Raw genomic sequence first — 26113 nt, 5'->3', positions numbered from 1 at the left:
CCGGCCGGTCAGCCCGCGAACACCACCGACGCCTCGGCGGCGTACTCGCGCAGCTGCGGTTCCAGGACGGCCGGGACCGCACCGCCCGCCGGGACCAGGCGCCGGGCCTCGTCCTCGGTGGCGTGGCTCAGCAGCCAGGCGCGGGACCACGCCGGGTCCGCCGAGTGGTCGGCCCGGCGGATGCGGGCCTGCGCGGCGGCGTACGCGGCGCCGGGCACCCTGCGGGCGATGACCGGGAGGACGTGCCGCTCCTCGGCTTCGATGTGCGCGGCCAGCAGGTCCCGCTGGACGGCCAGCAGCCCGGCCAAGTGCCCCGCGTGACGGCCGGGTTCGGCGGCGAATCGGGCCGCGGCCGCGTCGCACTCGGCCTGGAGCCCGTCGAGCGCCTCGTGGTCGGCGACGAAGCGGACGATGCCGGCCACCGCCTCGGCGGCGTCGGGCACGGCGTCGAGGACGACCGGCCACAGGATCCGGTCCTCGCGGTGGTGACCGCGTACGACGTCGTTGAAGCGGTGCACGTAACCGGCGATGGCCCCTGCCCGCGCCGGCCCGGCCGGTTCGGCGGCCTCGGCCAGAGCGGCGAGCAGCCCGGCCAGGCGCCCGATGTCGGCCAGGATCGCGCGATGGGCGACCCGGACGCCGGTGAGATCGGCAGCCACCGGGCCGTACGGCCTCGCGGGGGCGGCGTGTTCGCTGTCCATACGGAAACTGTGCGCGCCCCGTGTCAGCGTCGGGTCAACGTTCGATGAACGCCGTCCGTCCACTGCGTCATAGGCTCGGGGTACGCACGCCCCCCCGCCCGGAGAACCTGGAGATCCGCACCATGCCGCCCACCGGTCCGCAGTCCGTCGACCGGGCGCTGGCGATCCTCGACGCCGTCGCCGACGCGCCCGGACCACTCGGTGCCAAGGCCCTGGCCCGCCGGATGGAGTGCTCGCTGTCCACCGCCTACCACCTCCTGGCCCCGCTCACCGAGCGCGGCTACCTCGTCCGCACCCCGCGGGGGTACGAACTCGGGCCGCGCATCCCCGGGCTGCACCGGAGCCTGCTGCGCCATCTGGAGCCCGCTCCCCGCATCGCCGACCTGCTGGCCCGGCTGCGCCGGAGCACCGGCGCCGAGGCGTACTACACCGCCTACCGGGGCGGCCTGATCACGGTCGTCGACACCACCGCCCCGGTCACGGACGCGGCGCATCCGTTCGCCCCCGGACGGGAGACCCGGGCGCACGCCACCGCGCACGGCAAGGCGCTGCTCGCCGAGCTGCCCCGGCCCCTGCGGCGGCGGTACCTGGCCGAGCACGGGATGGCCCGCCTGACCGGGGCCACGATCACCAGCGCCGAGCTGCTGGAGGCGGAGCTCTCCCGGGTCCGCGGGCAGGGCTTCGCCGTGTCGATCGGCGAGGCCGATCCCGCGTACACCTGCCTGGCCGTCGCCCTGCCGCGCGGCCGCGACGACCAGGACGGCGACGCGGTGCACGCCCTTTCGGTGTCGCTGCCGACCGAGGAGTTCCGGCGGCGCCCCGAGGAGATCCGTACCGCGCTCGCCCGGGCCGCGGCGGACCGCCTCTGAGGCCGGTCGTCGGCGGGCGCCCGCGGGCAGTCCCGCGAGGCCTTTTTCCGACGCTGCCGGAATTACGGCGCGATGGGGATGCGCGGGGCCCTCCGGGGTGCCAGGCTGGTCGGCATGATCTTCATCGCCGTCAGGTTCGACGTCCGTCCGGAGCACAGCGACAACTGGCTCACGCTCGTCGACGAGTTCACCCGGGCCACCCGCAACGAGCCCGGCAACCTCTTCTACGACTGGTCGCGCAGCGTGGACGAGCCCACCAAGTACACCCTCCTGGAGGCCTTCACCGACGCCGAGGCGGGCGCCGCGCACGTCGCCTCCGACCACTTCAAGGCCGGTATGGAGACCCTCGCCGGCGCCATCGCCAGTACGCCGGAGATCATCCACGTCGAGGTTCCCGGCCAGGGCTGGAGCGCCATGGCCGAGCTGTCCCCCCGCGACTGAACCCCCGAGGCGGCGGCCCCGCCCCTACGAGGACGGCCCCAGCAGGCGGGCCGCCGTCTCGCGCATTTCGACCTTGCGGACCTTGCCGGTCACGGTCATCGGGAACTCGTCCACGACGTGCACGTACCGCGGGATCTTGAAGTGGGCCAGCCGTCCGTCGCAGTACGCGCGGACGGCCTCCGCGGTGAGGGGCGGCGCCCCCTCGCGCATCCGCACCCACGCCATCAGCTCCTCCCCGTACTTGGTGTCGGGGACGCCGATGACCTGCACGTCCAGGACGTCCGGATGTCCGTGGAGGAACTCCTCGATCTCGCGCGGGTACACGTTCTCCCCGCCCCGGATCACCATGTCCTTGATGCGGCCGGTGATGCTCAGGTAGCCGTCCCCGTCCATCACCGCCAGATCGCCCGTGTGCATCCAGCGCGCGGCGTCGACGGCTTCCGCGGTGCGCTCCGGCTCGCCCCAGTAGCCGAGCATCACCGAGTAGCCCCGGGTGCAGAGCTCCCCGGGCTCCCCGCGCCGTACAGTCCGCCCCGACTGGGGGTCGACCACCTTGACCTCCAGGTGGGGTCCGACGCGGCCCACCGTGGAGACCCGGCGCTCGACCGAGTCGTCGGCGCGGGTCTGTGTGGACACCGGCGAGGTTTCCGTCATCCCGTAGCAGATGGACACCTCGCGCATGCCCATCCGGTCGATGACCTCCTTCATCACCTCGACCGGGCAGGGCGAGCCCGCCATGATCCCCGTCCGCAGGCTGGACAGGTCGTACGCGTCGAAGCCGGGCGCGGCGAGCTCGGCGATGAACATCGTGGGGACCCCGTACAGGGAGGTGCAGGACTCCGCCTCGACCGCGGCGAGGGTGGCCTGCGGGTCGAAGGCCTGTGCGGGGATGACCATCGCCGCGCCGTGGCTGGTGCAGGCGAGGTTGCCCATCACCATCCCGAAGCAGTGGTAGAAGGGGACCGGGATGCAGACCCGGTCCTGCTCGGTGTAGTGGCACAACTCCCCGACGAAGAATCCGTTGTTGAGGATGTTGTGGTGGGAGAGGGTGGCCCCCTTCGGGAAGCCGGTGGTCCCCGAGGTGTACTGGATGTTGACCGGGTCGTCGGCGCTCAGCTCCGCCGCCGCCCGTACGAGGTCGGCCGGGTCGCCGGCGCGCCCCCGCTCCAGGAGGGAGGTCCAACGCGGCCCCTCCAGCAGGACGGTGAACTCCAGGTCCGGGCAGCGCGGCGCGACCTCCTCGATCATCCCCGCGTAGTCGGAGGACTTGAAGCGCTCCGCCGCGACGAGCAGCCGGATCCCGGCCTGGCGCAGCACGTACTCCACCTCGTGGGAGCGGTACGCCGGGTTGACGGTGACGAGGATGGCCCCGATCTTGGCGGTGGCGTACTGCACCAGCGTCCACTCGGCGCGGTTGGGGGCCCAGATCCCGACCCGGTCCCCCCTGGCGATGCCCAGGTCCAGCAGGCCGAGCGCGAGGGCGTCGACGTCGGCGGCGAACTCGGCGTACGTCCAGCGGCGCCCGGCGGCGAGGTCGACGAGGGCGTCGCGGTCGGGGAAGCGGCGGACGGTGCGGTCCAGGTTCTCGCCGATCGTGTCGCCCAGCAGCGGTACTTCGAAGACCCCGGATGCGTAACTCGACGCTGTGCTCGACGCGGCAGACACACGTACCTCCTGGACTCGGTGGCGGGGCGGGCCCGGTGGGCCGGCGCCCCTCATGATCCTCTTCGTCCGGAGCCCCGGCCACCCTTCCGGCGCCGTTCCCCCGAAGGGTGTTCGGTGGCCGGCCGTCCGTGTCCGGCGCTCAGCGGATGCAGCCGACGATCCTGACGGAGATCTCCGCGCTGCCGGTGAGGCCGGCCGCCGGATCGGTCGCGGTGAACACCAGCTTGTACGTCCCGTCGGGGAGCAGCGGGACCAGGAAGCGGCCCGACGCGCCGGCGCCCAGCGTCACCGGCCCGTTCGGCCCGGTGATCCGCCAGCTCGTGTACTGCGGGTCGGTGAGGGGCCGGTCGTCCGGACGGGTCCGGGCCGACCCGGCGAACGACTCCTCGCAGCCGCGCCGCAGTTGGCCGCCGTCCGACGGCTGCCGGATGCTCACCGCGGGGGCCTGCGGCTGCTGCCGGGTCGGCGCTCCGCTCTGCGACGGGGTGCCGGGCCTGCTCGGGCCGCCCTTGGTCGGGGTTCCCGGGCTGTTGGGCCCGCCCGGTGCGGGAGTCGTTCCGGGCGGGGCGGACGGGCTCGCCGACGGCGAGGCGCCGGGTGCCGGGGCGGAGGACGAGGGCGAGGGCGACGCGGGGACCGTGCCGTCCGGCGTGCCCGGCCCGGGATCGAGGGCGTGCGGAAGTTCCGGCCGGGAGACGGAGGGCGGGGCGGGGGCCTTGGCCGGCTCGGTGGGCTTGGCGTCGATCTTCGCGCAGACCGCGCTGGCGACCAGCGACTGGCTGTCCGGCACCGGCGCCACGCGCAGCTCCTGGTCGTCCGGGCCACGCCCGTGGGTGTCGAAGTACCCGTTGCCGGTCAGCGTCTCGCGGTCACTGTGCTCGATCCAGACCGAGTTGGAGTAGTCGAGGCCGGCCTTCTGCTGGTTCCTGCCGGTGACGTGCCAGGCCTTCACCTCGGCGCCCGAGGGCTCACCGCCCGCCGCCGGCGCGTCGGTCGGCGCGTACAGCCACCCGTCTCCGAAGAAGCGCGTCGGGGCCTCCGCGGCTCCCGTCTCGTTCTCGGCGGGGAACTGGAAGCCGCCGCCGACCACCAGCTTCCCCTTCGGGCAGGACACGGCCGCGCCGGCGGTGCCGCCCGCGGCCACCGACACCTTCGCGGTGGCCACGGACACGGCTTTGAGCCGCACGCAGATCGGGCGCAGGGACACCGCGTAGTTGGCCTCCGGCGGTTGCGGGTCCTCGATCCGGGTCTGGCGCACGATGTTCTCGGACGAGTGGAGCGGGAACACGCCGGCGCTGAGCCGGGTGCCCGGGTTGAGCGCGGCGTAGGGCACGGCCTTGGCATCGCCGGCGAACACCGACTTCGTGGTCAGGCTGTCGAGCGGCACCGGTGCGACGCCCCGGCCCGTCACCGTACGGCCCGCCCGGAACTCGGTGCCCAGCGAGGTGAACTCCCCCGGGCAGGAGGGCGATGCGGAGGCCTGGCGGGCCGCCTCCGCGAACGGCCCCTCGGTCGTGAGGTCGTGAATGAGCGCGCCGCCGGTGGCCGTCACCTTGTTGCGCCGGTCGTGGAACGCGTGCGCCTGGTCGGACCAGCCGACGCCGCCGAGGAACTCGGGTTTCGCGTTGACGCACAGCGCGTACGCGGTGAGCGTGGCGGGCGCGGTGTCCGGGTTGTACGCGGCGGCCAGCCAGGCGTCGCCCACGAAGAGGCTGCTCGTGGCGAAGCCGGTACCGGTGATGGCGTACCCGCCTCCGAGCGCCTTCTCGTGGCTCTGGCAGGCGGCGATCGCGGACTGCTCGCCCCCGGCCGCGACCGATACGGAGACGCTGCGCTGGACGACCGCCAACCGGGGACCGTCCCTGAGCGCCCACACCCCGGCCCCCACCGCCCCGGACACCACCAAGGCGCCCGCGGCGGCCACGGCGGCCGTCTTTGCGGTGACCGCGCTCCCCAGTCTCCCCAAGACTCCAGACCCCATCGTCGATGCCCCTCCCCCGGCCCCGCACGGCCCGCACCTCCCCGCGACGGCGGGGCGTGGGCAATGTAGCGCTGCGTGCGATGCGCGTCACAGAGGCGTGAAGTATCGGTTCTGCCACGGACTTGCCGCCTTCGGGCAAAGCCGCCGCCGGAGGGCACGGGTCCGAGGTGGCACTGGTGCCACCCCGGATGCGGAAGCCAGGGATATCGAGGGCGCGGGGGCCCGCGCGGCACGATCGAGGGGACCGACCGGATCCCAGGGGGAGTTCAGACATGCACGTGTTCAAGAAGCCGGGGCGTTGGCTGGCGGCCGCAGCCTGCGGGCTGCTCGCCGCCGCCGCCCTGCCCACCGTCCCGGCGAGCGCCGCGAGCCCCGCGAGCCCCACAGGCCTCGCGAGCCCCGCAGGCCTCGCAGGCCTCGCAGGCCTCGCAGGCCTCGCGGCAACGGGCGCCGGGGCACCGCCGGTTCCCGCCCGGTACCGGCAGCAACAGCTCGACTGGCAGCCCTGCGCGGGCGGTTCGCTGGAATGCGCCGCCATGTCCGTGCCGCGCGACTGGTACCACCCGGGCTCCGGACCGGACCTGACGGTCGCGGTCTCCCGACGCCGCGCGACGGACCCGGCGAAGCGGCGGGGCGTGCTCATGATGGCGGCCGGCGGCCCCGGTGCTTCGGGGCTCCCCCGTCCGGCCCGGCTCGCCTCGTACAGTCCGAAGCTGGCGGCCGCGTACGACATCGTCTCCTTCGACCAGCGCGGTGTGGGCGCGAGTACGAAGGTGGTCTGTTCGGACCAGGACAAGGTCGACGCCATGTTCGGCGGCGGCGATCTGCGCGACCGCTCGACGGCCGCCGTCCGGCAGACCTTCGACCGCGCGCGGGAGTTCGTACGGGACTGTGAGCGCGCGTCGGGCGGGCTGCTGCCGTACATCACCACCGACCAGGCCGTGCACGACATGGACCTGTACCGGGAGTTGCTCGGCGCGCAGAAGATCTCGTACTACGGCCCTTCGTACGCCACCTTCCTCGGGGCGTACTACGCGACCGAGTTCCCCCGCCGCGTGGAGCGGGTCGTCCTCGACAGCAACATCGACTTCACCGGGGACTGGCAGTCCTTCCTCACCGGGCAGCCGATGAGCTTCCAGCGCCGCTTCGAACAGGACTTCCTGCCGTGGCTGGCGGCCCACGACGCCACCTACCACCAGGGAAGCACCCCCGAGGAGGCGAAGGCCTCGTACGAGCGGCTGCGCGCCGCGCTGCACGACCGGCCGCTGGACGTCGAGGGCACGGTCATCACGCCCAACCACCTCGACGCGGCGGCCACCAGTGCCCTGTACAACACGAACCAGTTCGCGGACCTCGCCGGCCTCCTCGGCTTCCTGGAACATCCCGATCAGGCGCCGACGCAGACGCGGAAGGCCGTCGCCGACAAGCTGCGGCACCCGATGGGCGCGGAGTTCGTCGCCGACTTCCTCTCGGTCACGTGCGGGGACACCCCGTGGAACCGCGACGGCCGGTACTGGATCGAGAAGAGCGCCGAGGCGACGCGCACCCATCCGCTGGCCGGGGCGCGGGAGTTGACGTACGCGTCGGTCTGCGCGAGCTGGCCGCGCTCCAAGACCCCGCGCGTCAAGGTCACCGGCGAGGGGCTGCCGCCGGTGCTGATGCTCAACTCGAAGAACGATCCGGCGACGTACTACGAGGCCGCCGTACGCGCCCACCGGGGGCTGGCCGGGTCGCGGCTGGTCACCGTGGAGGGCGGCGACCACGGCCAGTTCCAGAACGGCAACGCGTGCGTCGACGCGTACGTCGAGGGCTACCTGCTGGACGGCGCCCTGCCGGCCGGGGACACCGGGTGCCCGGCTCCGGGGCGGTGACCGGGCCGGGCACCGGGCGGCGCCGTCACTCCTCGATGGCGCCGCCCATCCGGCGCAGGTGCCGGCGGAAGGTGTACGAGGGGTCGGCCTCGCGCAGGACCAGGTAGTCGGCGAAGGCCGTCTGGCTGCGCAGGGATTCGCCCGCGCGGATCCGGCGGGCCTGTTCGCGCTCGGTCTCCCGGATCCCGAGCGCCGTGTCCAGCACCTCCTCGACCCGGTCGGCGGGCACGAACAACACCCCGTCGGCGTCGCCGAAGACGAAGTCCCGGCCGCCGACGAGGTGCGGGCCGAACCGGGCGGTGACCAGGGCCTCGGGCTCGCGCTCGTCCAGCCGTACCGGCCCGGGCGGATGGCTTCCGTAGCTGAAGACGGGCAGGCCGATCTCGGCCAGCTCGGGCGTGTCGCGGTGCAGCCCCCACACGACGAGGCCGCTCACGCCGGCGCTCTCGGCTTCGAGGGCGGCGAGGTCGCCGACGCAGGCCTCGTCCGTCCGGCCGCCGTTGTCGATGACCAGGACGTCACCGGGCTCGGCGGATCCGTACGCCTCCAGGAACACGTCGACGCTGCCGTAGTGGCGCACCGGCAGTGCGCGGCCCGCGACCCGGTGGCCGGGCAGCACCGTGCGGATGCCGGACGGTGCCACGCGCACCGGCACTCCGGTGCGCAGGCAGGCATCGGCCACGAGCGGCGTGGACAGGTCGGTGAAGGCCTTCAGCATGCCGTCTCCCCTTCTTCTCCCGAACGGACGGCTTGGGTCAGCCACCGCCCCCCATGGTGCCTGCCCGGTCGCCCGGGCGAGGCGGTTCGGGGCGGGAAGACCCGTTATGTCGGGGTCAGTCGGCCGTGACCGGCAGGGCGCGCAGGGCGTGGAAGCGGAACGTACTGGTCCAGGAGAGCTCTTCCACGGGGCCGGCCGGGCGGAGCCCGGGCAGCCGGTCGAGGAGGGTGCCCAGCGCGAGCGTGATCTGGAGGCGGGCCAGCGGTGCGCCGAGGCAGTAGTGCAGCCCGTGGCCGAGCGCGAGGTGGGCCTTGTCCTCGCGGTCGATGTCGAAGCGGTCGGGATCCGGGTGGCGGTCCGGGTCGCGGTGGGCCGCGGCCAGGCAGAACAGGACCGTGTCGCCCGCCGGGATGCGGACGCCGCCGATCTCGACCGGCTCGGTCGGGAAACGGCGGACGGCCGTCTGGTTGGGGCCGGTGTACCGCAGCAGCTCCTCGACGGCCTCGGGCAGCCGGGAGGGGTCCGCGCGCAGGACGGCGAGCTGCTCCGGGTGGCTGAGCAGGGTCAGGATCCCGCCGCTGATGACGTGCTGGACGGTCTCGCTGCCGGCCATCAGGATCAGGAAGGCGAGCGAGACCAGCTCGTCCTCGGTGAGCCGGTCCTCCTCGTCACGCGCCGCGATCAGGCTCGACAGCATGTCGTCCCCGGGGTGTGCCCGGCGCCGCTCCACCAGCTCGACGAGGAACCGGTGGACGCTGCCGACGGCCGCCACGAGCTCCTCCTTCGAGCGCGGGGCGAGCATCGTGGCCACCCAGCCGGAGAACCGCTCCTGGTCCGAGGCGGGTACGCGCAGCAGTGCGCCGATGGTCCGCAGCGGCAGCGGCCTGGCGAACTCGGCGACCAGGTCCGCCTCGCCGGTACGGGCGATGGTGTCGGCGAGCCGGGCGGTCAGCTCGTCGACGCAAGTCCGGACGTCGGCCCGCAGCAGCTCGACGTGCCGGGCGGTGAACCCCTTCGAGACGAGCCGGCGCAGCCGCAGGTGGTCCTCGGGGCCGACGTTCAGGAGGTTGGCGTCGAGGGCCGGCGGCAGCGAGAACCCGCTGAAGCCCGTGGTCGAGTGCCGCTTGTCGACGGAGTACCGGGCGTCGGCGAGCCCGGCCCGTACGTCCGCCGCGCGGGTCACCAGCCACACCGGGGAGCCGTCGGGCAGCGCGACGCGGTGCACGGGGCCGGCGGCGCGCAGGCGGGCGTGGACGGCGTGCGGGTCGCGGGCGAACGACTCGTCGTACGGGCACGGCAAGGGCGGAGCGGGGGTGGTCGGGTCCTGGGTCATGTCTTCTCTTGTTCTCGTGTCCGGTGCCGGCGGCGGGGTTCGGTGCGCGCCGGAGGTCATTCGGCGCCGATGCGGCCGCCGAGCCATTCCAGTGCGGGCGGGATCTCCCGTCGCCAGGTGTTGAAGCCGTGCCCGCCGCTGTCGAGCGTGATCGACGAGACGCGCGCCGGGGCCTTCACCTTGGCGATGAACTTCTGCGTGTCCTTGTAGTTCGGCTCGCCCTGCTTCGAGCTCGCCACCAGGAAGGAGGACTTGCCCTGCGGCAGGTTGTCCAGGCTCCACAGCAGGTCGGATCGTTTCTCCTCGGCGGTGTTCCCGTGGAAGAGATCACCGGAGTACTGGTCGAGCTCGGGCTTGTAGTCCGTCGACAGGCCCACTCCGGCCGCGTAGTGCTCCGGGTGCTCCAACGCCGTCTTCAGCGCGCAGTAGCCCCCGGTGGAGTCGCCCATGATGGCCCAGTTCGAGGGCGAGGTGCCGACGCGGTAGGCGCCGGAGACCGCCTTGGGCAGGTCCTTGCCGAAGAACGTCTCGCTGAGCGGGCCGCCCGGCACGTCGACGCACTGGGTGTTGCGGGTCGGTATCACCGAGGGCTGCATCATCACCAGGACCATCGGCGGCATCTTCTTCTGCTTGGCGAGCCTCCACGCCGTCCTCGGGTAGTCCAGCCCCTTGAGCAGGTTCTCGGCCATTCCGGGGAAGCCCGTGAGCACCACGGTGGCGGGGAACTTCGTGTGTTCCTTCCCCGGCTGGAAGTACTCGGGCGGCAGGTACACGTACGCCTGGACGACGGCCTTGGACCCCTCGCCCCGCACCGTGATCTTCTGGATCTCACCGCCGATGCGGGGTGTCGCCCCGCCGGGTACGTCCGTCGGCTGCCGGCCGAGGACGCGGACCGCCGCGGCTTGGGCCGCGTCCTGCCCCGCGGAGGGCATCGACCCGTGCGTCCCGGCGAGGTCCGCCCAGGATCCGTAGAGCAGGAAGGTCCGGTTGGCGATGAGGCCGACGGAGGCGAGCAGCAGCACCTGGAGCGTCAGGACCACGCCGATCCGGCCGAGCACCGGGCGCCCGCCGCGGCGGCCGAGGCGAGGCCAGAGCCACACGGCGGCGGCGAACGCCAGTGCCGTGACGAGGAGGAAGAGGATCAGGAGCGTACTGCTGGTGAGACTCACGGATCGGGGTAACTCTCTACGCTGGCCGGGTCGGCACGGACCTGCGGTCCGGCGGCGCCGCTTGTTCGGGCGCACAGGGCTAGACCGCAACGGAGCCCGATCCGTTCCACATCATGCGCGGCCTCCGCGCCGTACAGGGCGAACTCCGGCCAAATTGTTGACATGGGCCTGACATTTCAAGGTCCCTGTGGGACGTTCCCTGGCGCGTCTCGAAAGCTCTCTCCCCCGGCCGGTTCGGAAACCGCCCCCGACGGGCCGGGCGCACGCCGGCGAGGCCCCCCAAGGCCCCGCATCACACCCCCACGAGGACGTGGCGAAGAGGAGCGACAGCATGAAGATCTCGACATGGCCGGGCGCGGCCGTCCTGGCAGCAGCGGTGATCGTCGCCGGAGCGACGTCGGCGACCGCCCTGGCCCCGACCGCGGATCAGCAGCTCGACGGCGTCATCGTCGTCGCCGGCAACACCTGTACGTGGACCAACGCACGCACCAGCGCCGGCCCCCCGAGCGCGCTGACCGTCGACCGGACCACCATCAACACGCCCGGTGGCAACCTCGGCTGCAACGGCGGCATCACCGCCTCCCTCAACAACAACCCCGCGTTCACCTTCGACGACGCCGCCGGCCTCGCCAAGACGGACGCCATCGACATCACGGGCAAGATGAGCTTCATCTCCTGCCGCTACAAGGCCACGAACATCACGTGGAACCGTGACGGCGCCACCCGCAAGTACGTCAACCAGGCCTTCACCGCGACCAAGACCTCGGGCAGCTTCCTGTGCCCCGGCTCGGTCACGACGGCGGCCGGCGACGCCTCGATGCTCTTCCACTGAGCCCGTACCCGCGGAGCGTTCATCCGCGGAGCCGTCCCTTCGCGGGGCCTTCATCCGCGGGGCCTTCATCCGCGGGGCCTTCATCCGCGGGGCCTTCATCCGCGGGGCCTTCATCCGCGGGGCCTTCATCCGCGGGGCCTTCATCTGCGGAGCCCCTGCCGGCGCAGTCCCTGTCCGCGCATCCGCACGCACCGTGTGCCGCAGCCCTGCCCGGGCTGCGGCACACCCGCGAGGTGCGGGAACGGTCAGGGCCGGATCTCCAGGGTGCAGCACTTGACGCTGCCGCCGCCCTTGAGCAGTTCGGACAGGTCCATGCCGATCGGGTGGAAACCGCGCTCGCGCAGCTGCCCGGCGAGACCCTCGGCCGCCTCGGGGAGCACCACGTTCAGGCCGTCGCTGACGGCGTTCAGTCCGAAGACCTCCGCGTCCTGCGCCGATACGAGCAGCGCGTCGGGGAACAGCGTCTCCAGGAGGGCGCGGCTGCCGGGGGCGAATGCCTCCGGGTGGTACATGATCTCGTCGCCGTCGAGCACGGCGAGCGCCGTGTCGAGGTGGTAGTAGCGCGGGTCGACCAGCTCCAGGCTGATGACGGGCCGGCCGAAGAAGGACTCCGCCTCCCGGTGGCCGCGCTCGTCACTGCGGAAGCCGTACCCGGCCAGGACGACGCTCGCGGTGACCAGGAAGTCGCCCTCGCCCTCGTTGACGTACTCCGGATCGTGCAGCTCGGCGAAGCCGTTGTTGCGGAACCAGTCCAGGTACGCGGGACCCTCGGCGACGCGCTCGGCGTTGCGGAAGCGGGCGCCGAGGACGCGGCCGTCGACGACGGTGGCCCCGTTGGCCGCGTACACCATGTCGGGCAGGCCGGGCACCGGGTCGATCAGCTCGACGGTGTGCCCGAGCTCCCGGTACAGGTCGCTCAGCCGCTCCCACTGGAGGACGGCGAGGCCGGCGTCGACCGGCTTCCGCGGGTCCATCCAGGGGTTGATCGCGTACACCACCTCGAAGTGGGAGGGGCGGCACATCAGGTACCGGCGCGGGCGCTGTTCGCGCGGCCGGGCGGAGGGCGTCGGGGCAGAGGTCATGGTCGCTCCCGGGCGGGGGCCACGGTGGTGGCCGGTGTGAGGGGGGCCTTCCCGGCCGAGCTTGAGCGCCCCGGGCGAACGGCGGGTGAAGCACGCACGGCCGCCGGGGGCGCACTGCGCGAGCAGCTCGGTCGCCTCAACGCGAGCAGCTCGCTCGCCGCAACCGCCCCCGGCCCCGACCGCCGCGCGGGCGCCGCCGGGCGCGCGGTTCCCGCCCCGCCGCCGGGAGGTCAGGCCTGGCAGAGGGAGCGTTCGTGGTCGACCGTGGCGGTCGCGCGGGAGTACTGCCACTGCGGGGCCAGGAGCTGGGCGTTCAGCTGGGCCGCTGCCGCCGGGCTCTCCACCACGTAGCCGAAGTCCTGGAGCCACGCCGGGTACAGGTTCTTGGAGCCGATGTAGAAGGCCGAGTCGTCGACGGAGACCACCTTGTGGTGCTGCGCGTACGGGTGGCCGTCGGCCCAGGTCGGACTCTGCGAACTGCGGAAGGTGGCCAGCTGGAGGTTCGAGCACATCGTGGCCTTCGCCGCGCCCTGGTCACCGGTCAGCAGGGCGAGACGGTCGCGCAGGGTGTCGCTGATCTCCGAGAGCGACTTGATCTGCGAGTAGCCGCCGCTGCCCACGGCTCCGCGGTTGGCGGGGTCGCTGACGACGATGCGGACCTTGACTCCGGCCGCCATCCGCGCGGCGAGGGCGTCGTAGACGCGGATGTCGTAGCGCGGCAGGGGCGGGCAGGTCGCGTTGACGTCCTGCTGGGAGATCTCGATGTGCCCCTTCGCGCTGGAGATCAGCGTCCGCAGGGCGCTCTCCTCCGGGTTGACCGTGTCGTAGTCGCGGTCGGCGTTGGTGTTGTCGTGCAGGCCGACGACGCACTTGGTGTCGGCCGCGCTGGGCAGGGTGGGCCGGAAGGCGGAGGAGGGGTCGTTGCGCTTGATGCCGACGCCGAGTCCGCCGACGGCGATGGCCGGTACGTCGCCGGGGGCGGCCGGGGGCGAGGCGGGGGCGGTGTCCTTGGCCATCGCGGGCATGCAGGCGGCGCCGTTGGAGGAGGCGAACCAGACGCTGGCGATGTTGTTCTTGTTCTGGCAGGTCCAGGACCACAGCTCGTCGAGGTAGCGTCCCGCGGACGCGGCGGCCGGCCCGCGCAGGGCGAGGTCGACATCGGCGACCGGATGGGCGGTCTCCAGGTAGTCGTCCTTCCAGTCGTTGATCCCGCCGGTGATCACGGACTGGCCGTCGACCACGAGCAGCTTGGAGTGGTTCCAGGAGAACGCCGTCTTCGAGGTCGTCATCGAGGCGACGTTCAGGTCGACGTTGCGGGCGTCCGCGCCCAGCTTGGCGACGAGCTCGTCCCGGTACTTCGACGGCAGGACGTTCAGGTGGTAGACGGGCGCGGCACCGACCAGCACGCGCACCTTGAGCTTGTTCCCGCGCGCGGCCGAGGACTTGAGGCCCGCGACGATCGCGTCCTGGAACGCGCCGTTGGGAAACGGCGCCAGGGTCGATATGTCGACGGTGCGCGTCGCCTGGGAGACGTTCTCGGTCATCTTCGCGAGCAGCCGCTCGGTACCCGGGCGCGCGGCGCACGTGTCGTCGCCCCAGCAGCCGGGGGTCTGCAGCAGCCAGTCGCCGCCGCCGGGCGTCGACGCGTCGAGGACGTTGCCGCCGCTGCGTTCCCACACCCGGCCTTCGAGGCCGGGGGAAACCTGGCGGAGCGTCTGCTCCACCGCGTCGAGGTGGGGCGCCGGGGCGGCGGGTCCGGAGCCGGGCGCCGGGGCCGCGGAGGCCGGGACGGCCGTGAACAGGGCCAGCAGGGCCGCCGGAACCGCCGCGCGGGCGGCGAGAACTGACGGACGGTGGGCCGGCGGGCGGTGCGGGGTATGGCGGTGCACTGTGACTTCCTTGCAGGAGGGATCGCCGTCGCCGCGAGGGGCGACCGGCAAGATCAACTCGCGGAAGTTACCACCGGGTCAGAAGGCCCGGGAATTCGCGGACATCGGATTCGGCCACCCTGCCGCCCGGCGCGCACCGCCCGGCCGAAAGAAACCCACATGGCCGGATTGGACAAGTGACCGATGGACCGACCACGATGATGCGCGCTAGATCGCGGCAGCTCAGGGGGGCAAACCGGATAGATGGTGATGTTCCTCCGATCCATCCGCTACGTCCCCGTTTCCGACACCGGAGAGTTTTCGCCATGAGCTTCGGCGACCCGAACAACCCGTACGGCCAGCAGCCCCCGCAGGGTCAGCCCGGCTACCCGCAGCAGGCTCCCCAGGGCGTGCCCCCGCAGTACGGCTACCCGCAGCAGCCCCCGCAGGGCGCCCAGCCGCAGTACGGCTACCCGCAGCCCCCGCAGCAGACCCCGCCGCCGTACGGCGCCTACCCGCCGCCCGCCATGCCCGGCATGCCGGGCTCGGGCATGCCGCCGCTCGCCCACTGGGGCCAGCGCTTCGGCGCGTACCTGCTCGACGCGCTCATCATCGCCGGTCCGATGTACGCCCTCGGCTTCATCGACCTGGCCACCAGCAGCGACCCCGCCAACGCCGGCCCCGGCGTGTTCTTCATCATCGGCTGGTTGTACGCGATGGGCATGGCCATCTTCCAGCTCTACAAGGAAGGCACCACGGGCCAGACCATCGGCAAGAAGGTCCTGGGCATCAGCGTGCGCCGCGAGGCCGACGGCGCCTTCCTCGGCTTCGGCATGGCGTTCGTGCGCAAGCTGGCCCACATCCTCGACGGCATCCCCTGCTACATCGGCTTCCTGTGGCCGCTGTGGGACGAGAAGAAGCAGACCTTCGCCGACAAGGTGTGCAGCACCGTCGTCATCCAGGTCCCGAAGGTCTGAGGCCGCCCCTCTCCCGCTCATCTCCCCACCGCCCACCCGGCAGCGGAGCTCCTCCGCTGCCGGGTGGGCGCGTTCACGGGGCCCTCGAACAGCCACACGTCCACGTCCAGCCCGCCCCAGCATCGGCGGAAGGTCTCGACCGGGCGCGATGGTTCGCGGTCACAGCACTGGGGCCCGTTGTGAAAGTGATCAGACGGCTGCGGGAAGCTCACAGCCCGCGGATGGCTTCGGCCAGATCGGAGCCATGGGAAGCCCAGCAGACGAGTGAGCCGTCGGCTCCGAGCTCTCCCATGAACCATTCGTCATCAGCTCGGGCGAGGCACAGGCCGTGAAAGGACAGGATGACGTCAGGCTGGAGGACGTCGTAGTCGGCAAAGCCGGCCTGTTCGACCACGACGAGCCGTTCCAGCGAGAGCAGCTCCGCTTCGGCATCGCCCGACATCGAACGAACCCGCTCGATCGTCCATCCGTCCGGAAGGTCTGTGTTCACTGCCGCAGGGTCGCAGCCAGGGTGTCTCACAGCCACTCGTTCATCGGAGTCGGACGGGCGCCCACCGCGGGAGCCGAGCTTTCGGCGGTTGCGCATCCGGTCCGTCTTCTCCGGGATGGTGCACTCCCGCTGGCCGTTCGTCAGATCACCACGTCCCACGAACCGCGACCGTCCAGGACCTTGATCCGCTTTCGCGACAGGCCCTAGTCGCCCGGTCTGCCCGGGGCGAGGCGTTCGACGACCTCGGCGAGGTCGTTGCACACCCGTTCGATCTCCTCGCGGATGTTGTTCTGCTCGGTGACCATGGCGGACAGCAGCAGCGCGGTCAGGGCCGCCGAGCCGTTGAGCGCCTGGAGGTTGACCATGATCTCGAAGAGGGAGTGGGTGGCGAAAGGCCCCACCTCGTCGGTCGCCGCCGAGATGGCCAGGACCGACACGAGCAGGACGCACGGCGCGCTGCCGGCCAGCTGGAAGCGCACGGCCGACCAGATCAGCAGCGGGAAGACGAGGAAGAGCAGCGACAGCGAGCTCCGCGTGGCGATGACGACGACGATCCCGGCGGCGACGGTCAGCCCCACCCCCTCGGCGACCCGGTAGACGTCCTGCGGCATCCGCACCCGCGGCACGACGAGGAGCAGCGGGGTCAGCACCAGTACGCCCATCGCGTCGCCGGCCCACCACGCCGACCACACCGGCCAGAACGCGGCCGGGTCCAGGTCCCCGGTGGCCACCAGCACCCCCGTGCCGATGGTGGCGCTGAGCAGCATCGGCGCCAGCCCGCCCAGGAAGACGAGGGCCAGGCCGTCCCGCAGCCGGTCGATCTCGACGCGGAAGCCCACCCGGCGCAGCAGCGCGTACGCGCACAGCGGCGCGAGGGTGTTGCCCACGATGATGCCGACGTCGGCGAGCTGGAAGCTGGCGAGGTGTTCGATGGCGAAGAACGTCCCGAGGGCGATGCCCGGCCAGATCCGCGGTCCGAACCACAGCAGGGCGGCGACCGCGATGCCGGTGGGCAGCCACAAGGGCGTCACCACCGCACCCTCGACCACCACGCGCAGCAGGAGGCCGATCCGTCCTGAGGCGTAGTAGGCGGTGGCGACGATGAGGATCCCGAGAAGGGTTCCGCGGAAACGTCGCCATTCCTCGGTGCGCACCACAGCATCAGACAACAGCCGCCGCCTCCGGGCGGCCGTGACACGCGCTAGGGGGTGTCCGCGAAGCAGCGCGTGCCGGGCGTCGTGGGACGGGCGGGACTTCGCGGACACCGCCTAGCGGCGCGGGGGTCCTGCGGCGTCGTGGCTGAGGACGAGCACGGCCGCGTCGTCCGCGTGGCCGGTGGAATCGGCCACCTTCATGATCTCGGCGGCTATCTCGTCGGGGTCGGCTCCCGCCGCCTCCCTCACCACGCGGGCCACCCGCTCCAGTCCGACGTCGATGGGGAAGGAGGGCCCTTCGACCACTCCGTCGGTGAGCAGGACGATGGAGCCCGCCTGGTCCAGCCGGCGCCGGGTCACCGTGTACCGGGCCCCGGGCTCCACTCCGAGCGGCAGGCCCCCCTCGTCGTCGGTGATGCCGTAGCGGCCGTCGACCGTGGCCCAGACGGAGGGCACGTGGCCGGCCCGGGCACTCTCCAGCACCCAGTTCTCGGGGTCGAAGCGGAGCAGGGTGCAGGTCGCGAAGAGCTCGCAGTCCATCGACAGCAGGACGTCGTTGGCCCGGCTCAGCACCTCGCCCGGGTCCACGACGACGGTCGACACCGCGCGCACGCCGACGCGGACCTGCCCCATGAAGGCGGCGGCCTCCACGTCGTGTCCCTGGACGTCGCCGATGGAGAAGGCGAGTCCGCCCTCGGCCAGCCGGAAGCCGTCGTACCAGTCACCGCCGATGTCGAGGCCGTGCCGGGCGGGGGCGTAGCGGGCGGCGCTGCGCAGCCCGGGCAGGGCCGGCAGGGAGCCCGGCAGCATCTCGCGCTGGAGCGCCTCGGCGAGCTCCACTCTGGCGAGCTGCAGTTCCGCACCCGCGCGGGCCCGGGCGGTGAGCCGTCCCAGGGTGCTCAGGAGGTCGGCCGCGCTCACCGACTTCGCGGGTCGGCGCGAGGTCATGGACCGCTCCCGGGTGCATCCATAGGTCCCTGCTTATGTCCCTGCTCTCGGCACTCGGCTCTCGACTTCCGGGTGCGCGCCGCACCGAAGATCCGTGCACATCATATTTCCGCCATCCGGGGGTCGCGAGAGATGCGGCCCGGGCCGGACCGCGGCCCCCGGCACCGGCCCGGCCCGACCACAGGGCGTGAGCTATGTTTGAAGACGAGTGACATGAGAGGGAGGCCCATCGGTGTCATCGGGGCAGCAGGCACGCGCACAGGCGGCTGCGATCACGCCGAGTGGGCAGGCGCCGCCGGTCCATGAGCGGGCTCCCGGGGACCGGGTCCGCGCCCTCTTCGACGGCCACCGGCTGTCCCCGGGGCAGCGGCGGATCGCCCAGTACCTGGTCGACCACCTCACCGAGGCCGCGTTCCTCTCGATCACCGAGCTCGCGGAGCGGGTGGGCGTCAGCCAGCCGTCGGTGACGCGTTTCGCCACCTCCCTGGGGTTCAGCGGCTATCCGGCCCTGCGCGACGCCCTGCAGCCCATGGCGCTCAGCGCGGTCGCGGGCTCCCCGGAGAGCCGCGAGCAGTTCCGCCGCAACGAGCTGCAGGCGGCCGTGGACGCCGAGATCGTGAACCTGGAGAACGTGCGGCGCCTGCTCGCCGATACCGACCAGGTGCTCGACATCGGCCGGGAGCTGGCCCGCTCGGTGCCGCTGACGGTGCTGGGCCTGCGGATCTCGGTCTCGCTCGCGGAGTACTTCGCGTACGCGGCACGCCGCATCCACCCCGATGTCCGGCTGGTGACACGTGGAGGCAGCGTCGCCTACGACGCCCTGCTCCAGTCCCGGGAGGCCGGCGGGACCTGGGCGCTGGCCTTCGCGATGCCCCGGCACGCCAAGGAGACGCTTTCGGCGCTGCGGGCGGCCCGCAGCGCCGGCCTGAAGATCGCGCTGATCACCGACACCACCCTGGGGCCGCTGGTGGACGAGGCGGACGTGGCGCTGACCGCCGGAACCGGGGCGCGGCTGGTGTTCGACTCGTACGCGGCCCCGGGGATGCTCTCCGCGGCCCTGCTGCAGGCGATGGCCGACGCGGATCCGGAGCGTACGCAAGCGCGGCTCGAAGGTTACGAGCAGGTTGCCGACCAGCACGGATTCTTCCTGTAAGCCCGATTTTCAACCGGTACGAGGCGGTCCACTTTCACGCCCTGTAGGCGCATGTAATTTTTCATTCTCTTGTCTACTCGACGGTATATATGTTTACTGAGCAGCGCGCCGGATCCACGGACGCCAAGGAGAGCGACCCCACGCCCTCCCAGAACGGACACCCGCGCGGGACAGCTCCTCCTCCTGCCCCGCGCCGGGTGCCCGTTCCCGGCACCGGTTTCCACCAGAGCGCTTGTGGCGGCCTCGGTCAACCCCTGGGCCGAGGCCGCCCACCAACGTCTCGATCAGAGTTCGACACCATTCGGAAGCGACGAGAATGCGCCAAACGGCCTCCACCACGCTCAGCCCGGACTGGCCCTGCCAGGTCAAGACCCCCGGCACCCACGACTGGGAACGCACGGCCATGCGCTGGCTGCGGGATCTGCTCCCGGCCCGCTACGGCAGCTACTCGACGCTGACCCGCAGCCCCGTCCTCCTCACCCGGCACGCCCAGCTCCAGCTGCAGCACGAGATGCGCGCGGTGCGGGTGGCCCTGGAGACCAGCCGGGCCGAACTGCCCGCGATGGGCGTGGCCGAGACCGTCATCGAGGGCTCGATCCGGATGTACGCCGTCGAACTCCAGCAGCTGGGCCGGCTCTCCCGGGCGGTACGCCTGGTCGGCGACGCGCTGCGCGTCACGCAGAGCTGACGCGCGTTCCCTTCGGCGGGGCCGGCGGAAACGGCGGGAACCGGCGGGACCGCACGGTGCCGTGACAGGCTGTCCCGCATGAGAATCCTGACAGTCGGCGCCGGCGCCGTAGGCGGCTGGTTCGGCGCCCGTCTCGCCCAGTCCGGGCAGGACGTCACCTTCCTGGTGCGCCCGGAGCGGGCGGCCGCCCTGCGCGAGCGCGGGCTGAGGGTGACGGGCCTCGGCGAAGACCTCGCGCTCGCTCCCGAGTTGGTGACCGCGGACGCGCTCTCGCACCCGTACGACCTCGTCCTCCTCTCGGTGAAGTCCACGGCGCTCGACCGTGCGGCGAAGGACCTGGCCCCGGCGGTGGGGCCGGGGACCGCGATCGTGCCGCTGCTCAACGGCATGGCCCATCTCGAGCACCTGACGGACCGCTTCGGCGGGGCGCAGGTCCTCGGCGGTGTCGCCAAGGTGGTCACCGCCCTGAACGAGCACGGCGACATCGTGCGCATGGCCCCGCCCTCCGTCGTGATCACCGGTGAGCTCGACGGCCGGCCCTCGACGCGCGTGGACGCCGTACGCGCCGCGCTGACCGGGGCGGGCATCGACAGCCCCGGAACCTCGGACGTCGTCGGCTCGATGTGGCACAAGTGGGTGTTCATCAGCACCCTGGCGGCCGTCACCTGCCTGGGGCGCGGCTCCGTCGGCGAGGTCGGCGCCGTGCCCGGCGGCACCGGGCTCGGGCCGTCCGTGCTCGCCGAGGCGGCGGCCGTCTCCGCGGCGGCCGGGTACCCCGTCCCGGACACCGAACTCGCCTTCACCGCGCGCACGGTGACCACGCCCGGCTCCCCGCTCACCCCGTCGATGTACCGGGACCTGGTGTCCGGCCGGCCCACCGAGGTCGAGCACGTCTTCGGCGATCTGATCGCCCGGGCCCGCGCTCTCGGCGTGCCCACCCCGCTGCTGGACCTCGCCACCCTGCAGCTGCGGGTGCACCAAAAGCGCGTGTCGTCCGGGGCGTGACCTCCGGAACGGTCCGTCGTTGAACACGGCGGTCAAGCGAAGTGCACCAGTGAAGTCCCGGGTCTCCCCGCGAGGCCCGGGATTTCGCTTGTCCGGACTCCGACGCGGACGCCGACGCGGATGCCGGTACGGCTCGGGCCCGTGCGGCCCTGTCCGGCCCCGCCCGGCCCCTCCTGGCCCCACGGAACGGAACTCGCTGGTCAGGGGGGACTGCGGGTGACAGACTGGGACGGCTTCAGGTCGACCCAGGAGGACACATGGCAGAAGAGTCGGACACCCCGCAGGACGAATCGCCGGCCGAGGAGGCCAAGCGCAAGTTCCGGGAGGCCCTCGACCGCAATGCCCGCAGTGCCCACGCACAGCAGGCCCACCAGAGCCGGGCGAAGATCCAGGGCTCCAGCGCGGGCGCCGGCGGCAAGAACAAGAAGACCCGCCGCAAGACGGGCTGACCGCCCGCGGCCGTCTCCACGGCGATGCCCTGAAGATGTCGGACGAAGGGGCCGTCCTCCCGCTCGCAGAGCCGGAGGGCGGCCCCTTTCGCGTGCCCGCTCACGGGGGACGCGATGGGCCACTCGGGTGACAGTCGATAACCAAGTGCGCGGATTGCAGTTGATCAGCTCGTCCCGCCGGGGGCAGCCATCCCATGCAACATCGCTACAGAAGGAAAATCCTCATGCTCAAGAAGCTCATGGCCACCACTGCGGTCACCGCCTCCGTGCTGGGCCTCGGCGCCGCGGTTGCCGCCCCGGCGATGGCGATCGGCAACGACAACGGCGTCAACACGGTCAACGGCAACGACGCTTCGCAGATCTACGGCAACCAGGAGACCAAGGGCGCGATGAGCCCGCAGCTCAGCCTGGTCCAGGGCTCGCTCAACAAGCTCTGCGTCGGCCTGCCGGCCAAGGTCAACGCCCAGTCGCTGGTCGCCGTCCTCGCCAACGTCGGCGTCCAGGACGTCAACGTCCTGTCCAACCCGATGAACCAGCAGTGCGCCGAGAACTCCACCCAGGCCAAGGGCGACGAGTCGCTCTCCCACATCGTGGACAACATCCCGGTCCTCTCCGGCAACCTCTCCGCCGGCAGCTGACCTCTCCCGGACGACCGGCGGGGCCCGTACGCGCAACGGCGCGTACGGGCCCCGCCCGTTTGCCGGGCCGGTGGGCCCGGATGTTGTCCGAAACGGATGAATGATGGTCTAGACCTTGACAGGTCCAGACTAGCTTCGCTTCAGTGGCGTGGAATGCCCCCCACGGCAATTCCCCCCACTGAAGGAGCAGTTACGTGATACGTGCGCTTCGCCGCCGAGCACTGGCCCTGGCCGCCGCCGCGGCCGCCACCATCGGCCTCGCGGTCGCCCTCCCCGCCTCACCCGCCTCCGCGGCCGCCGCCTGCGCCTCCCCCTGGTCCTCGGCCGCCGTCTACACCGGCGGCATGAACGCCTCGTACAGCGGACACAACTGGCAGGCCAAGTGGTGGACGCAGGGCGAGACGCCCGGCACCACCGGGCAGTGGGGCGTCTGGTCCGACCTCGGCACCTGCGGCGGTGGCGGCGGCACGGACCCCGGCAACCCGTCCGGATTCGTGGTCACCGAGGCCCAGTTCAACCAGATGTTCCCGAACCGGAACTCCTTCTACACCTACAACGGCCTGGTCGCGGCCCTGTCCGCGTACCCCGGCTTCGCCAACACCGGCGACGACACCGTCAAGCGCCGCGAAGCGGCCGCCTTCCTGGCGAACGTCTCGCACGAGACGGGCGGGCTCGTGTACATCGTCGAGCAGAACACGGCCAACTACCCCCACTACTGCGACGCGAGCCAGCCGTACGGCTGTCCCGCCGGGCAGGCCGCCTACTACGGCCGCGGCCCGATCCAGCTCAGCTGGAACTTCAACTACAAGGCGGCCGGGGACGCCCTCGGCATCAACCTGCTCGCCAACCCGTACCTCGTGGAGCAGGATCCGGCCGTCGCCATGAAGACCGCCCTGTGGTACTGGAACACCCAGAACGGCCCGGGCACGATGACCGCCCATGCCGCCATGGTCAACGGGGCCGGCTTCGGTGAGACGATCCGCTCCATCAACGGCTCCCTGGAGTGCAACGGCGGCAACCCCGCCCAGGTCCAGAGCCGGATCAACGCGTACCAGTCCTTCACGCAGATCCTGGGCGTGAGCCCGGGCGGCAACCTCGGCTGCTGAACCCGGCGACCGGCCCGGCCGGCACCCCGCGCGCCCTCAGCGGGTGCGCAGGGTGGTGGCCAGCTGGGCCCGGGAGCGCACGTCCATCTTCTGGTAGATCCGGGTCAGCCGGGCCTCGACCGTCTTGACGCTGACGAACAGCTTCGCGGCGGCCTCCTGGTTGCTGGCGCCCTCCGCGACGAGCAGCGCGAGCCGGGTCTCGGCCTCCGTCAGCGCCGCCAGGGCCACGGCCGCGCCGCCGCCCGGGGCGGGGGCCGCCTCCGGGTTCTCCGCGGCGAGTTCGGCCCAGGGCTTGGCCCCGGCCGCGGTGAACACCTCGGCGGCGGCCCGCAGCGCGGCGCGGGCCGGGGCGCGCCGGCGCCGGCGCCGTTCCACCCGGGCCAGGGCCAGCAGCGTACGGCCGCGCTCCAGCGGGAGCTCCAGGGCGGCGAACCGCTGCGCCGTGGCCCCCAGCAGGTCCACGGCGGCGTCGGCGTCGCCGTGCGCGGACAGGCACAGGCCGCGGGCCCGGTCCAGGGCGGCGACCACGGCGGTGCGGCCGAGCCCGAGTGCCACCGTACGGACGCCGCCGAGCAGTTCGGCGGCCTCGTCCGGCGCGTCGGCGGCCACCAGGGCCTCGGCCAGCTCTCCGTGCCAGCGCAGGATCGAGGGGTCGACGACCTGCTGGGCCTCCTCCAGTTCGGCGACGCGGCGCAGGGTGGCCACCGCCCTGGCCGCCTCCCCCGTCGCCAGCTCGGTCAGGCCGAGCGCGTACAGGCTGCGCGAGAGGAACACCTGGTCGTGTTCCTCCTCGGAGGCCTGGATGCCGCGCCGGGCGTACGCGGCGGCGCGGGCGAAGCTGCCGCCCATGGCCTCGGCCATCGCGGAGGCGTACCAGGCGGGGCCCGGTGAGAGGCCCGCCTCGATGGTGAGTTCGAGGGCGCGCCGGGCGTGCGCGGACGCGGACGTGCACCGGCCGCGGCGCAGTTCCACCTCGGTGAGGCTGCGCAGGACCTCGAAGACGTCCTCGGCGGATCCGGTGCGCCGGACGGCGGGGAGCAGGACGAGCAGCTGGCGGCGGGCGTCGTCGACGCGGTCGTCGAACAGGGCGTGGCGCACGGCGAGGTACTGCGGCGCGTTGCGCATGCCGAGCGGCACCTCGGGGGCGGGCAGGGCCAGGGCCTCGGCGAGGATGTCCTCGGCGTCCGGGTCCCCGAGGATGCGGCCCATGCGGGCCCGTACGGTCAGGGCCATGGCCTCGGCGACCTGGTCGCCGCCGAGGGCGGCGAGGGCACCCGCCTCGGCCGCGGCGTCGCGGGAGCGTACGGGGTCGCCGTCGCTGAGGTTGTACTTCGTGGCGATCCGCAGCTGCACGGCCGCCTGGAGGGCGGGGTCTCCGGCGGCGTCGTCCATGGCGTACGCGAAGGTCTCGTCGAGGGCAGCGAGCGCCTGTCCCGCGGCGTCGATCACGGCGAGCCGGGCCCGCACCCGGTCGGCGGGCGAGGCGTCGCGGGCCAGTACGGCACGGGTGGCCCGGCGGGCGAGGTCGGCGCGGCCGGCCCAGCCCGCGTCCTCGGCGGCGGCGACGAGGCGGGCCAGTTCGTCCCCGGGCCGGTTGGTCGGTGTGCGTTCGGCCGCGAGCAGGCCGAGTTCGGCGGCCAGGGCGCGCTGGCCGCGTCTGCGGCAGGCCGCGGCGGCCTCGGTGATCTCGGCGGCGAGCCATTCGTCGGGGGTGTCCACGGCCAGCGCCCGGTGGCGTACGGCCTGGACGGGGTCGTCGACCGCGGTGGCGAGCGCGGAGTGTCCGGCCGCGCGCTCGGGCCAGCCGGCGTCGGCGGCCAGGGCCATGGGCAGGGCCCCGGCGGTGAACGTGACCGCCCCGTCCTCCCCCACGGTGACCAGTGCGGCCCGTTCGGCTTCGGCGAGTTCGGCCTCGGCGTCGGGGCGGCCGGCCCGGCGCAGCAGGGCGGTCGTCGGCCGGGCCGCGAGGGCGGCCAGCAGCAGGGTGCGGCGGGCGGGGGCCGGGGCCTCGGCGAGGAGCCGGCGGGCGACCTCGCGGGCCTGGCCGGACAGGGGCAGGGGGTCGGCGTGGTGGGCGCTGGCGTCGCGGGCCTCGGCGGCCTCGGCGAGGGAGTGTCCGAGGGCGAGGGCGAGGCGCGGGTTTCCGCCGCTGGCCTGGTGGATGCGGCCGGCGAGGCGGGCGGGGAGGCCGTGGCGGGCGAGGAGCTCGGCGACCTCGTCGGCGCCGAGCGGGGGGACCCGTATCGCGGGGGTGCCGGGGCCGCAGAGGGGGCCGCCGACGGGGGCGCCGCCCTGGACGCACTCGGCCACGAGGACCCGTACGCGGGGCGGGGTCAGCCGCAGGGCGAACCGGAGCAGATCGGTGCTTTCCGCGTCCAGCCACTGGGCGTTGTCGAGGACGAGGAGGACGGGGGTGCGGGCGGCGAGGGTGCGCAGGATCTCGACGACGGCGAGGCGCAGCGCGACGTGGTCGCGGCCGGCGCGGGGCGCGTCGGCCTCCCGGCGCAGGAGGGCGATGGCGGTGCGCTGGGGTCCGGAGAGCCGGTCCAGGGCGGCGCCGGGCACGGAGGCGAGCAGCGCGGCGGCGGAGGCTTCCGGTATCCACTGGTCGGCGGCCTCGGGCGCGAGGCGGAGCACGGTCTCGTGGCGGGCAGCGGCAGCGGCCGCGACGGCCCCGGCCACCTCGGTCTTGCCCGCGCCGGCGGGTCCGGTGAGGAGGGCCCGCCCGTGCGCGGTCAGCGCGCGTTGGACCTCCCTGATCAGTTCACCGTGTCCGACGGTCGTGTCAGCGTTCCCCGTCGCCGCCACCACGCAACAGCCACCAGCCTCTCGTCCCCACTTCTGTGCATCTCCTGTGAGACGCGACAATACGAGGTCGGATGCCGGGTGGACCCGGATTGTGACGCAGAATTCAGTCAGCTGTGGGGAAACGGCTGCGGACCTGCCGATACGAGGTGTATCGGCAGGTCCGCGGG

At 72.8% G+C, this 26113-nt stretch carries 23 protein-coding genes; 11 read left to right on the top strand and 12 right to left on the bottom strand.

Features of this window, described 5'->3' with window-relative positions:
• Nucleotides 1-8: 8 nt before the first annotated feature.
• The gene (locus tag ACFYXV_RS11195) at nucleotides 9-701 is read right to left on the bottom strand and encodes a hemerythrin domain-containing protein (RefSeq protein WP_385473886.1); all 693 of its coding nucleotides are present in this window, start codon (nucleotides 699-701) and stop codon (nucleotides 9-11) included.
• A gap of 122 nt (nucleotides 702-823) precedes the next feature.
• On the opposite strand from ACFYXV_RS11195, the gene ACFYXV_RS11190 reads away from it, so the two are divergent.
• Entirely contained in the window at nucleotides 824-1570 is a 747-nt protein-coding gene (locus ACFYXV_RS11190) for an IclR family transcriptional regulator (protein WP_389382696.1), read from the top strand.
• 114 nt (nucleotides 1571-1684) lie between these two features.
• Complete coding sequence (locus ACFYXV_RS11185; RefSeq protein ID WP_366105623.1) at nucleotides 1685-2011, top strand: putative quinol monooxygenase; 327 nt, start codon at nucleotides 1685-1687, stop codon at nucleotides 2009-2011.
• A gap of 24 nt (nucleotides 2012-2035) precedes the next feature.
• On the opposite strand, the gene ACFYXV_RS11180 is transcribed toward ACFYXV_RS11185, so the two are convergent.
• On the bottom strand, nucleotides 2036-3730 hold the full coding sequence (locus ACFYXV_RS11180) for an AMP-binding protein (protein ID WP_385473890.1): 1695 nt from the start codon (nucleotides 3728-3730) through the stop codon (nucleotides 2036-2038).
• A gap of 85 nt (nucleotides 3731-3815) precedes the next feature.
• Nucleotides 3816-5642 carry a hypothetical protein gene (locus tag ACFYXV_RS11175; protein ID WP_389382695.1) on the bottom strand — a complete coding sequence of 609 codons (1827 nt, stop codon included), beginning with the start codon at nucleotides 5640-5642 and terminating at the stop codon, nucleotides 3816-3818.
• A 287-nt stretch (nucleotides 5643-5929) separates the two neighbouring features.
• On the opposite strand from ACFYXV_RS11175, the gene ACFYXV_RS11170 reads away from it, so the two are divergent.
• Nucleotides 5930-7528: an alpha/beta hydrolase gene (locus ACFYXV_RS11170; RefSeq protein WP_389382694.1), complete on the top strand. Its 1599-nt coding sequence runs from the start codon at nucleotides 5930-5932 to the stop codon at nucleotides 7526-7528.
• Nucleotides 7529-7553: 25 nt separating this feature from the next.
• Here the strand turns inward: ACFYXV_RS11170 and ACFYXV_RS11165 are convergent, their stop codons facing one another.
• The 3 genes from ACFYXV_RS11165 to ACFYXV_RS11155 all read right to left on the bottom strand — a co-directional run bounded on the left by ACFYXV_RS11165 (nucleotide 7554) and on the right by ACFYXV_RS11155 (nucleotide 10748).
• Nucleotides 7554-8246 carry an RraA family protein gene (locus tag ACFYXV_RS11165; RefSeq protein ID WP_389382693.1) on the bottom strand — a complete coding sequence of 231 codons (693 nt, stop codon included), beginning with the start codon at nucleotides 8244-8246 and terminating at the stop codon, nucleotides 7554-7556.
• Nucleotides 8247-8361: 115 nt separating this feature from the next.
• Nucleotides 8362-9579 (bottom strand): cytochrome P450, encoded by a 1218-nt coding sequence (locus tag ACFYXV_RS11160; RefSeq protein ID WP_389382692.1) that lies wholly within the window; start codon nucleotides 9577-9579, stop codon nucleotides 8362-8364.
• 56 nt (nucleotides 9580-9635) lie between these two features.
• Nucleotides 9636-10748, bottom strand: coding sequence for an alpha/beta hydrolase (locus ACFYXV_RS11155; protein WP_385473900.1), 1113 nt, complete (start codon nucleotides 10746-10748; stop codon nucleotides 9636-9638).
• Nucleotides 10749-11079: 331 nt separating this feature from the next.
• On the opposite strand from ACFYXV_RS11155, the gene ACFYXV_RS11150 reads away from it, so the two are divergent.
• Nucleotides 11080-11580: a hypothetical protein gene (locus ACFYXV_RS11150; protein WP_385473902.1), complete on the top strand. Its 501-nt coding sequence runs from the start codon at nucleotides 11080-11082 to the stop codon at nucleotides 11578-11580.
• A 245-nt stretch (nucleotides 11581-11825) separates the two neighbouring features.
• On the opposite strand, the gene ddaH is transcribed toward ACFYXV_RS11150, so the two are convergent.
• Entirely contained in the window at nucleotides 11826-12662 is an 837-nt protein-coding gene (gene ddaH, locus ACFYXV_RS11145; RefSeq protein ID WP_389382691.1) for a dimethylargininase, read from the bottom strand.
• A gap of 230 nt (nucleotides 12663-12892) precedes the next feature.
• Complete coding sequence (locus tag ACFYXV_RS11140; RefSeq protein ID WP_389382690.1) at nucleotides 12893-14551, bottom strand: phospholipase D-like domain-containing protein; 1659 nt, start codon at nucleotides 14549-14551, stop codon at nucleotides 12893-12895.
• 305 nt (nucleotides 14552-14856) lie between these two features.
• On the opposite strand from ACFYXV_RS11140, the gene ACFYXV_RS11135 reads away from it, so the two are divergent.
• Nucleotides 14857-15507, top strand: coding sequence for an RDD family protein (locus tag ACFYXV_RS11135; RefSeq protein WP_383350289.1), 651 nt, complete (start codon nucleotides 14857-14859; stop codon nucleotides 15505-15507).
• A gap of 208 nt (nucleotides 15508-15715) precedes the next feature.
• On the opposite strand, the gene ACFYXV_RS11130 is transcribed toward ACFYXV_RS11135, so the two are convergent.
• From ACFYXV_RS11130 to ACFYXV_RS11120, 3 genes are all read right to left on the bottom strand, one after another.
• Entirely contained in the window at nucleotides 15716-15997 is a 282-nt protein-coding gene (locus tag ACFYXV_RS11130; protein ID WP_389382689.1) for a hypothetical protein, read from the bottom strand.
• Between the two features lie 203 nt (nucleotides 15998-16200).
• Nucleotides 16201-17154 carry an MASE1 domain-containing protein gene (locus ACFYXV_RS11125; RefSeq protein WP_389382837.1) on the bottom strand — a complete coding sequence of 318 codons (954 nt, stop codon included), beginning with the start codon at nucleotides 17152-17154 and terminating at the stop codon, nucleotides 16201-16203.
• 111 nt (nucleotides 17155-17265) lie between these two features.
• Nucleotides 17266-18099 carry a PP2C family protein-serine/threonine phosphatase gene (locus tag ACFYXV_RS11120; protein WP_385473913.1) on the bottom strand — a complete coding sequence of 278 codons (834 nt, stop codon included), beginning with the start codon at nucleotides 18097-18099 and terminating at the stop codon, nucleotides 17266-17268.
• A gap of 232 nt (nucleotides 18100-18331) precedes the next feature.
• Here ACFYXV_RS11120 and ACFYXV_RS11115 point away from each other — a divergent pair, with 232 nt between their 5' ends.
• From ACFYXV_RS11115 to ACFYXV_RS11090, 6 genes are all read left to right on the top strand, one after another.
• Nucleotides 18332-19252: a MurR/RpiR family transcriptional regulator gene (locus tag ACFYXV_RS11115; RefSeq protein WP_030160961.1), complete on the top strand. Its 921-nt coding sequence runs from the start codon at nucleotides 18332-18334 to the stop codon at nucleotides 19250-19252.
• 316 nt (nucleotides 19253-19568) lie between these two features.
• The gene (locus tag ACFYXV_RS11110) at nucleotides 19569-19940 is read left to right on the top strand and encodes a hypothetical protein (RefSeq protein ID WP_383351603.1); all 372 of its coding nucleotides are present in this window, start codon (nucleotides 19569-19571) and stop codon (nucleotides 19938-19940) included.
• 78 nt (nucleotides 19941-20018) lie between these two features.
• Nucleotides 20019-20945, top strand: coding sequence for a ketopantoate reductase family protein (locus tag ACFYXV_RS11105; RefSeq protein ID WP_385473916.1), 927 nt, complete (start codon nucleotides 20019-20021; stop codon nucleotides 20943-20945).
• 257 nt (nucleotides 20946-21202) lie between these two features.
• The gene (locus tag ACFYXV_RS11100) at nucleotides 21203-21394 is read left to right on the top strand and encodes a DUF5302 domain-containing protein (protein WP_382984064.1); all 192 of its coding nucleotides are present in this window, start codon (nucleotides 21203-21205) and stop codon (nucleotides 21392-21394) included.
• 224 nt (nucleotides 21395-21618) lie between these two features.
• The gene (locus tag ACFYXV_RS11095; RefSeq protein WP_385473918.1) at nucleotides 21619-22032 is read left to right on the top strand and encodes a rodlin; all 414 of its coding nucleotides are present in this window, start codon (nucleotides 21619-21621) and stop codon (nucleotides 22030-22032) included.
• Between the two features lie 194 nt (nucleotides 22033-22226).
• Nucleotides 22227-23138: a glycoside hydrolase family 19 protein gene (locus ACFYXV_RS11090; protein WP_385477292.1), complete on the top strand. Its 912-nt coding sequence runs from the start codon at nucleotides 22227-22229 to the stop codon at nucleotides 23136-23138.
• A 36-nt stretch (nucleotides 23139-23174) separates the two neighbouring features.
• Here the strand turns inward: ACFYXV_RS11090 and ACFYXV_RS11085 are convergent, their stop codons facing one another.
• The gene (locus tag ACFYXV_RS11085) at nucleotides 23175-25949 is read right to left on the bottom strand and encodes an AAA family ATPase (RefSeq protein WP_389382688.1); all 2775 of its coding nucleotides are present in this window, start codon (nucleotides 25947-25949) and stop codon (nucleotides 23175-23177) included.
• Nucleotides 25950-26113 lie beyond the last annotated feature (164 nt).

It is taken from the genome of Streptomyces sp. NPDC002181 (assembly GCF_042890485.1).
GTDB lineage: Bacteria > Actinomycetota > Actinomycetes > Streptomycetales > Streptomycetaceae > Streptomyces.
The sequence above is the reverse complement of the archived record's forward strand: the minus strand, read 5'-3'. Positions and strand labels throughout refer to the sequence as shown.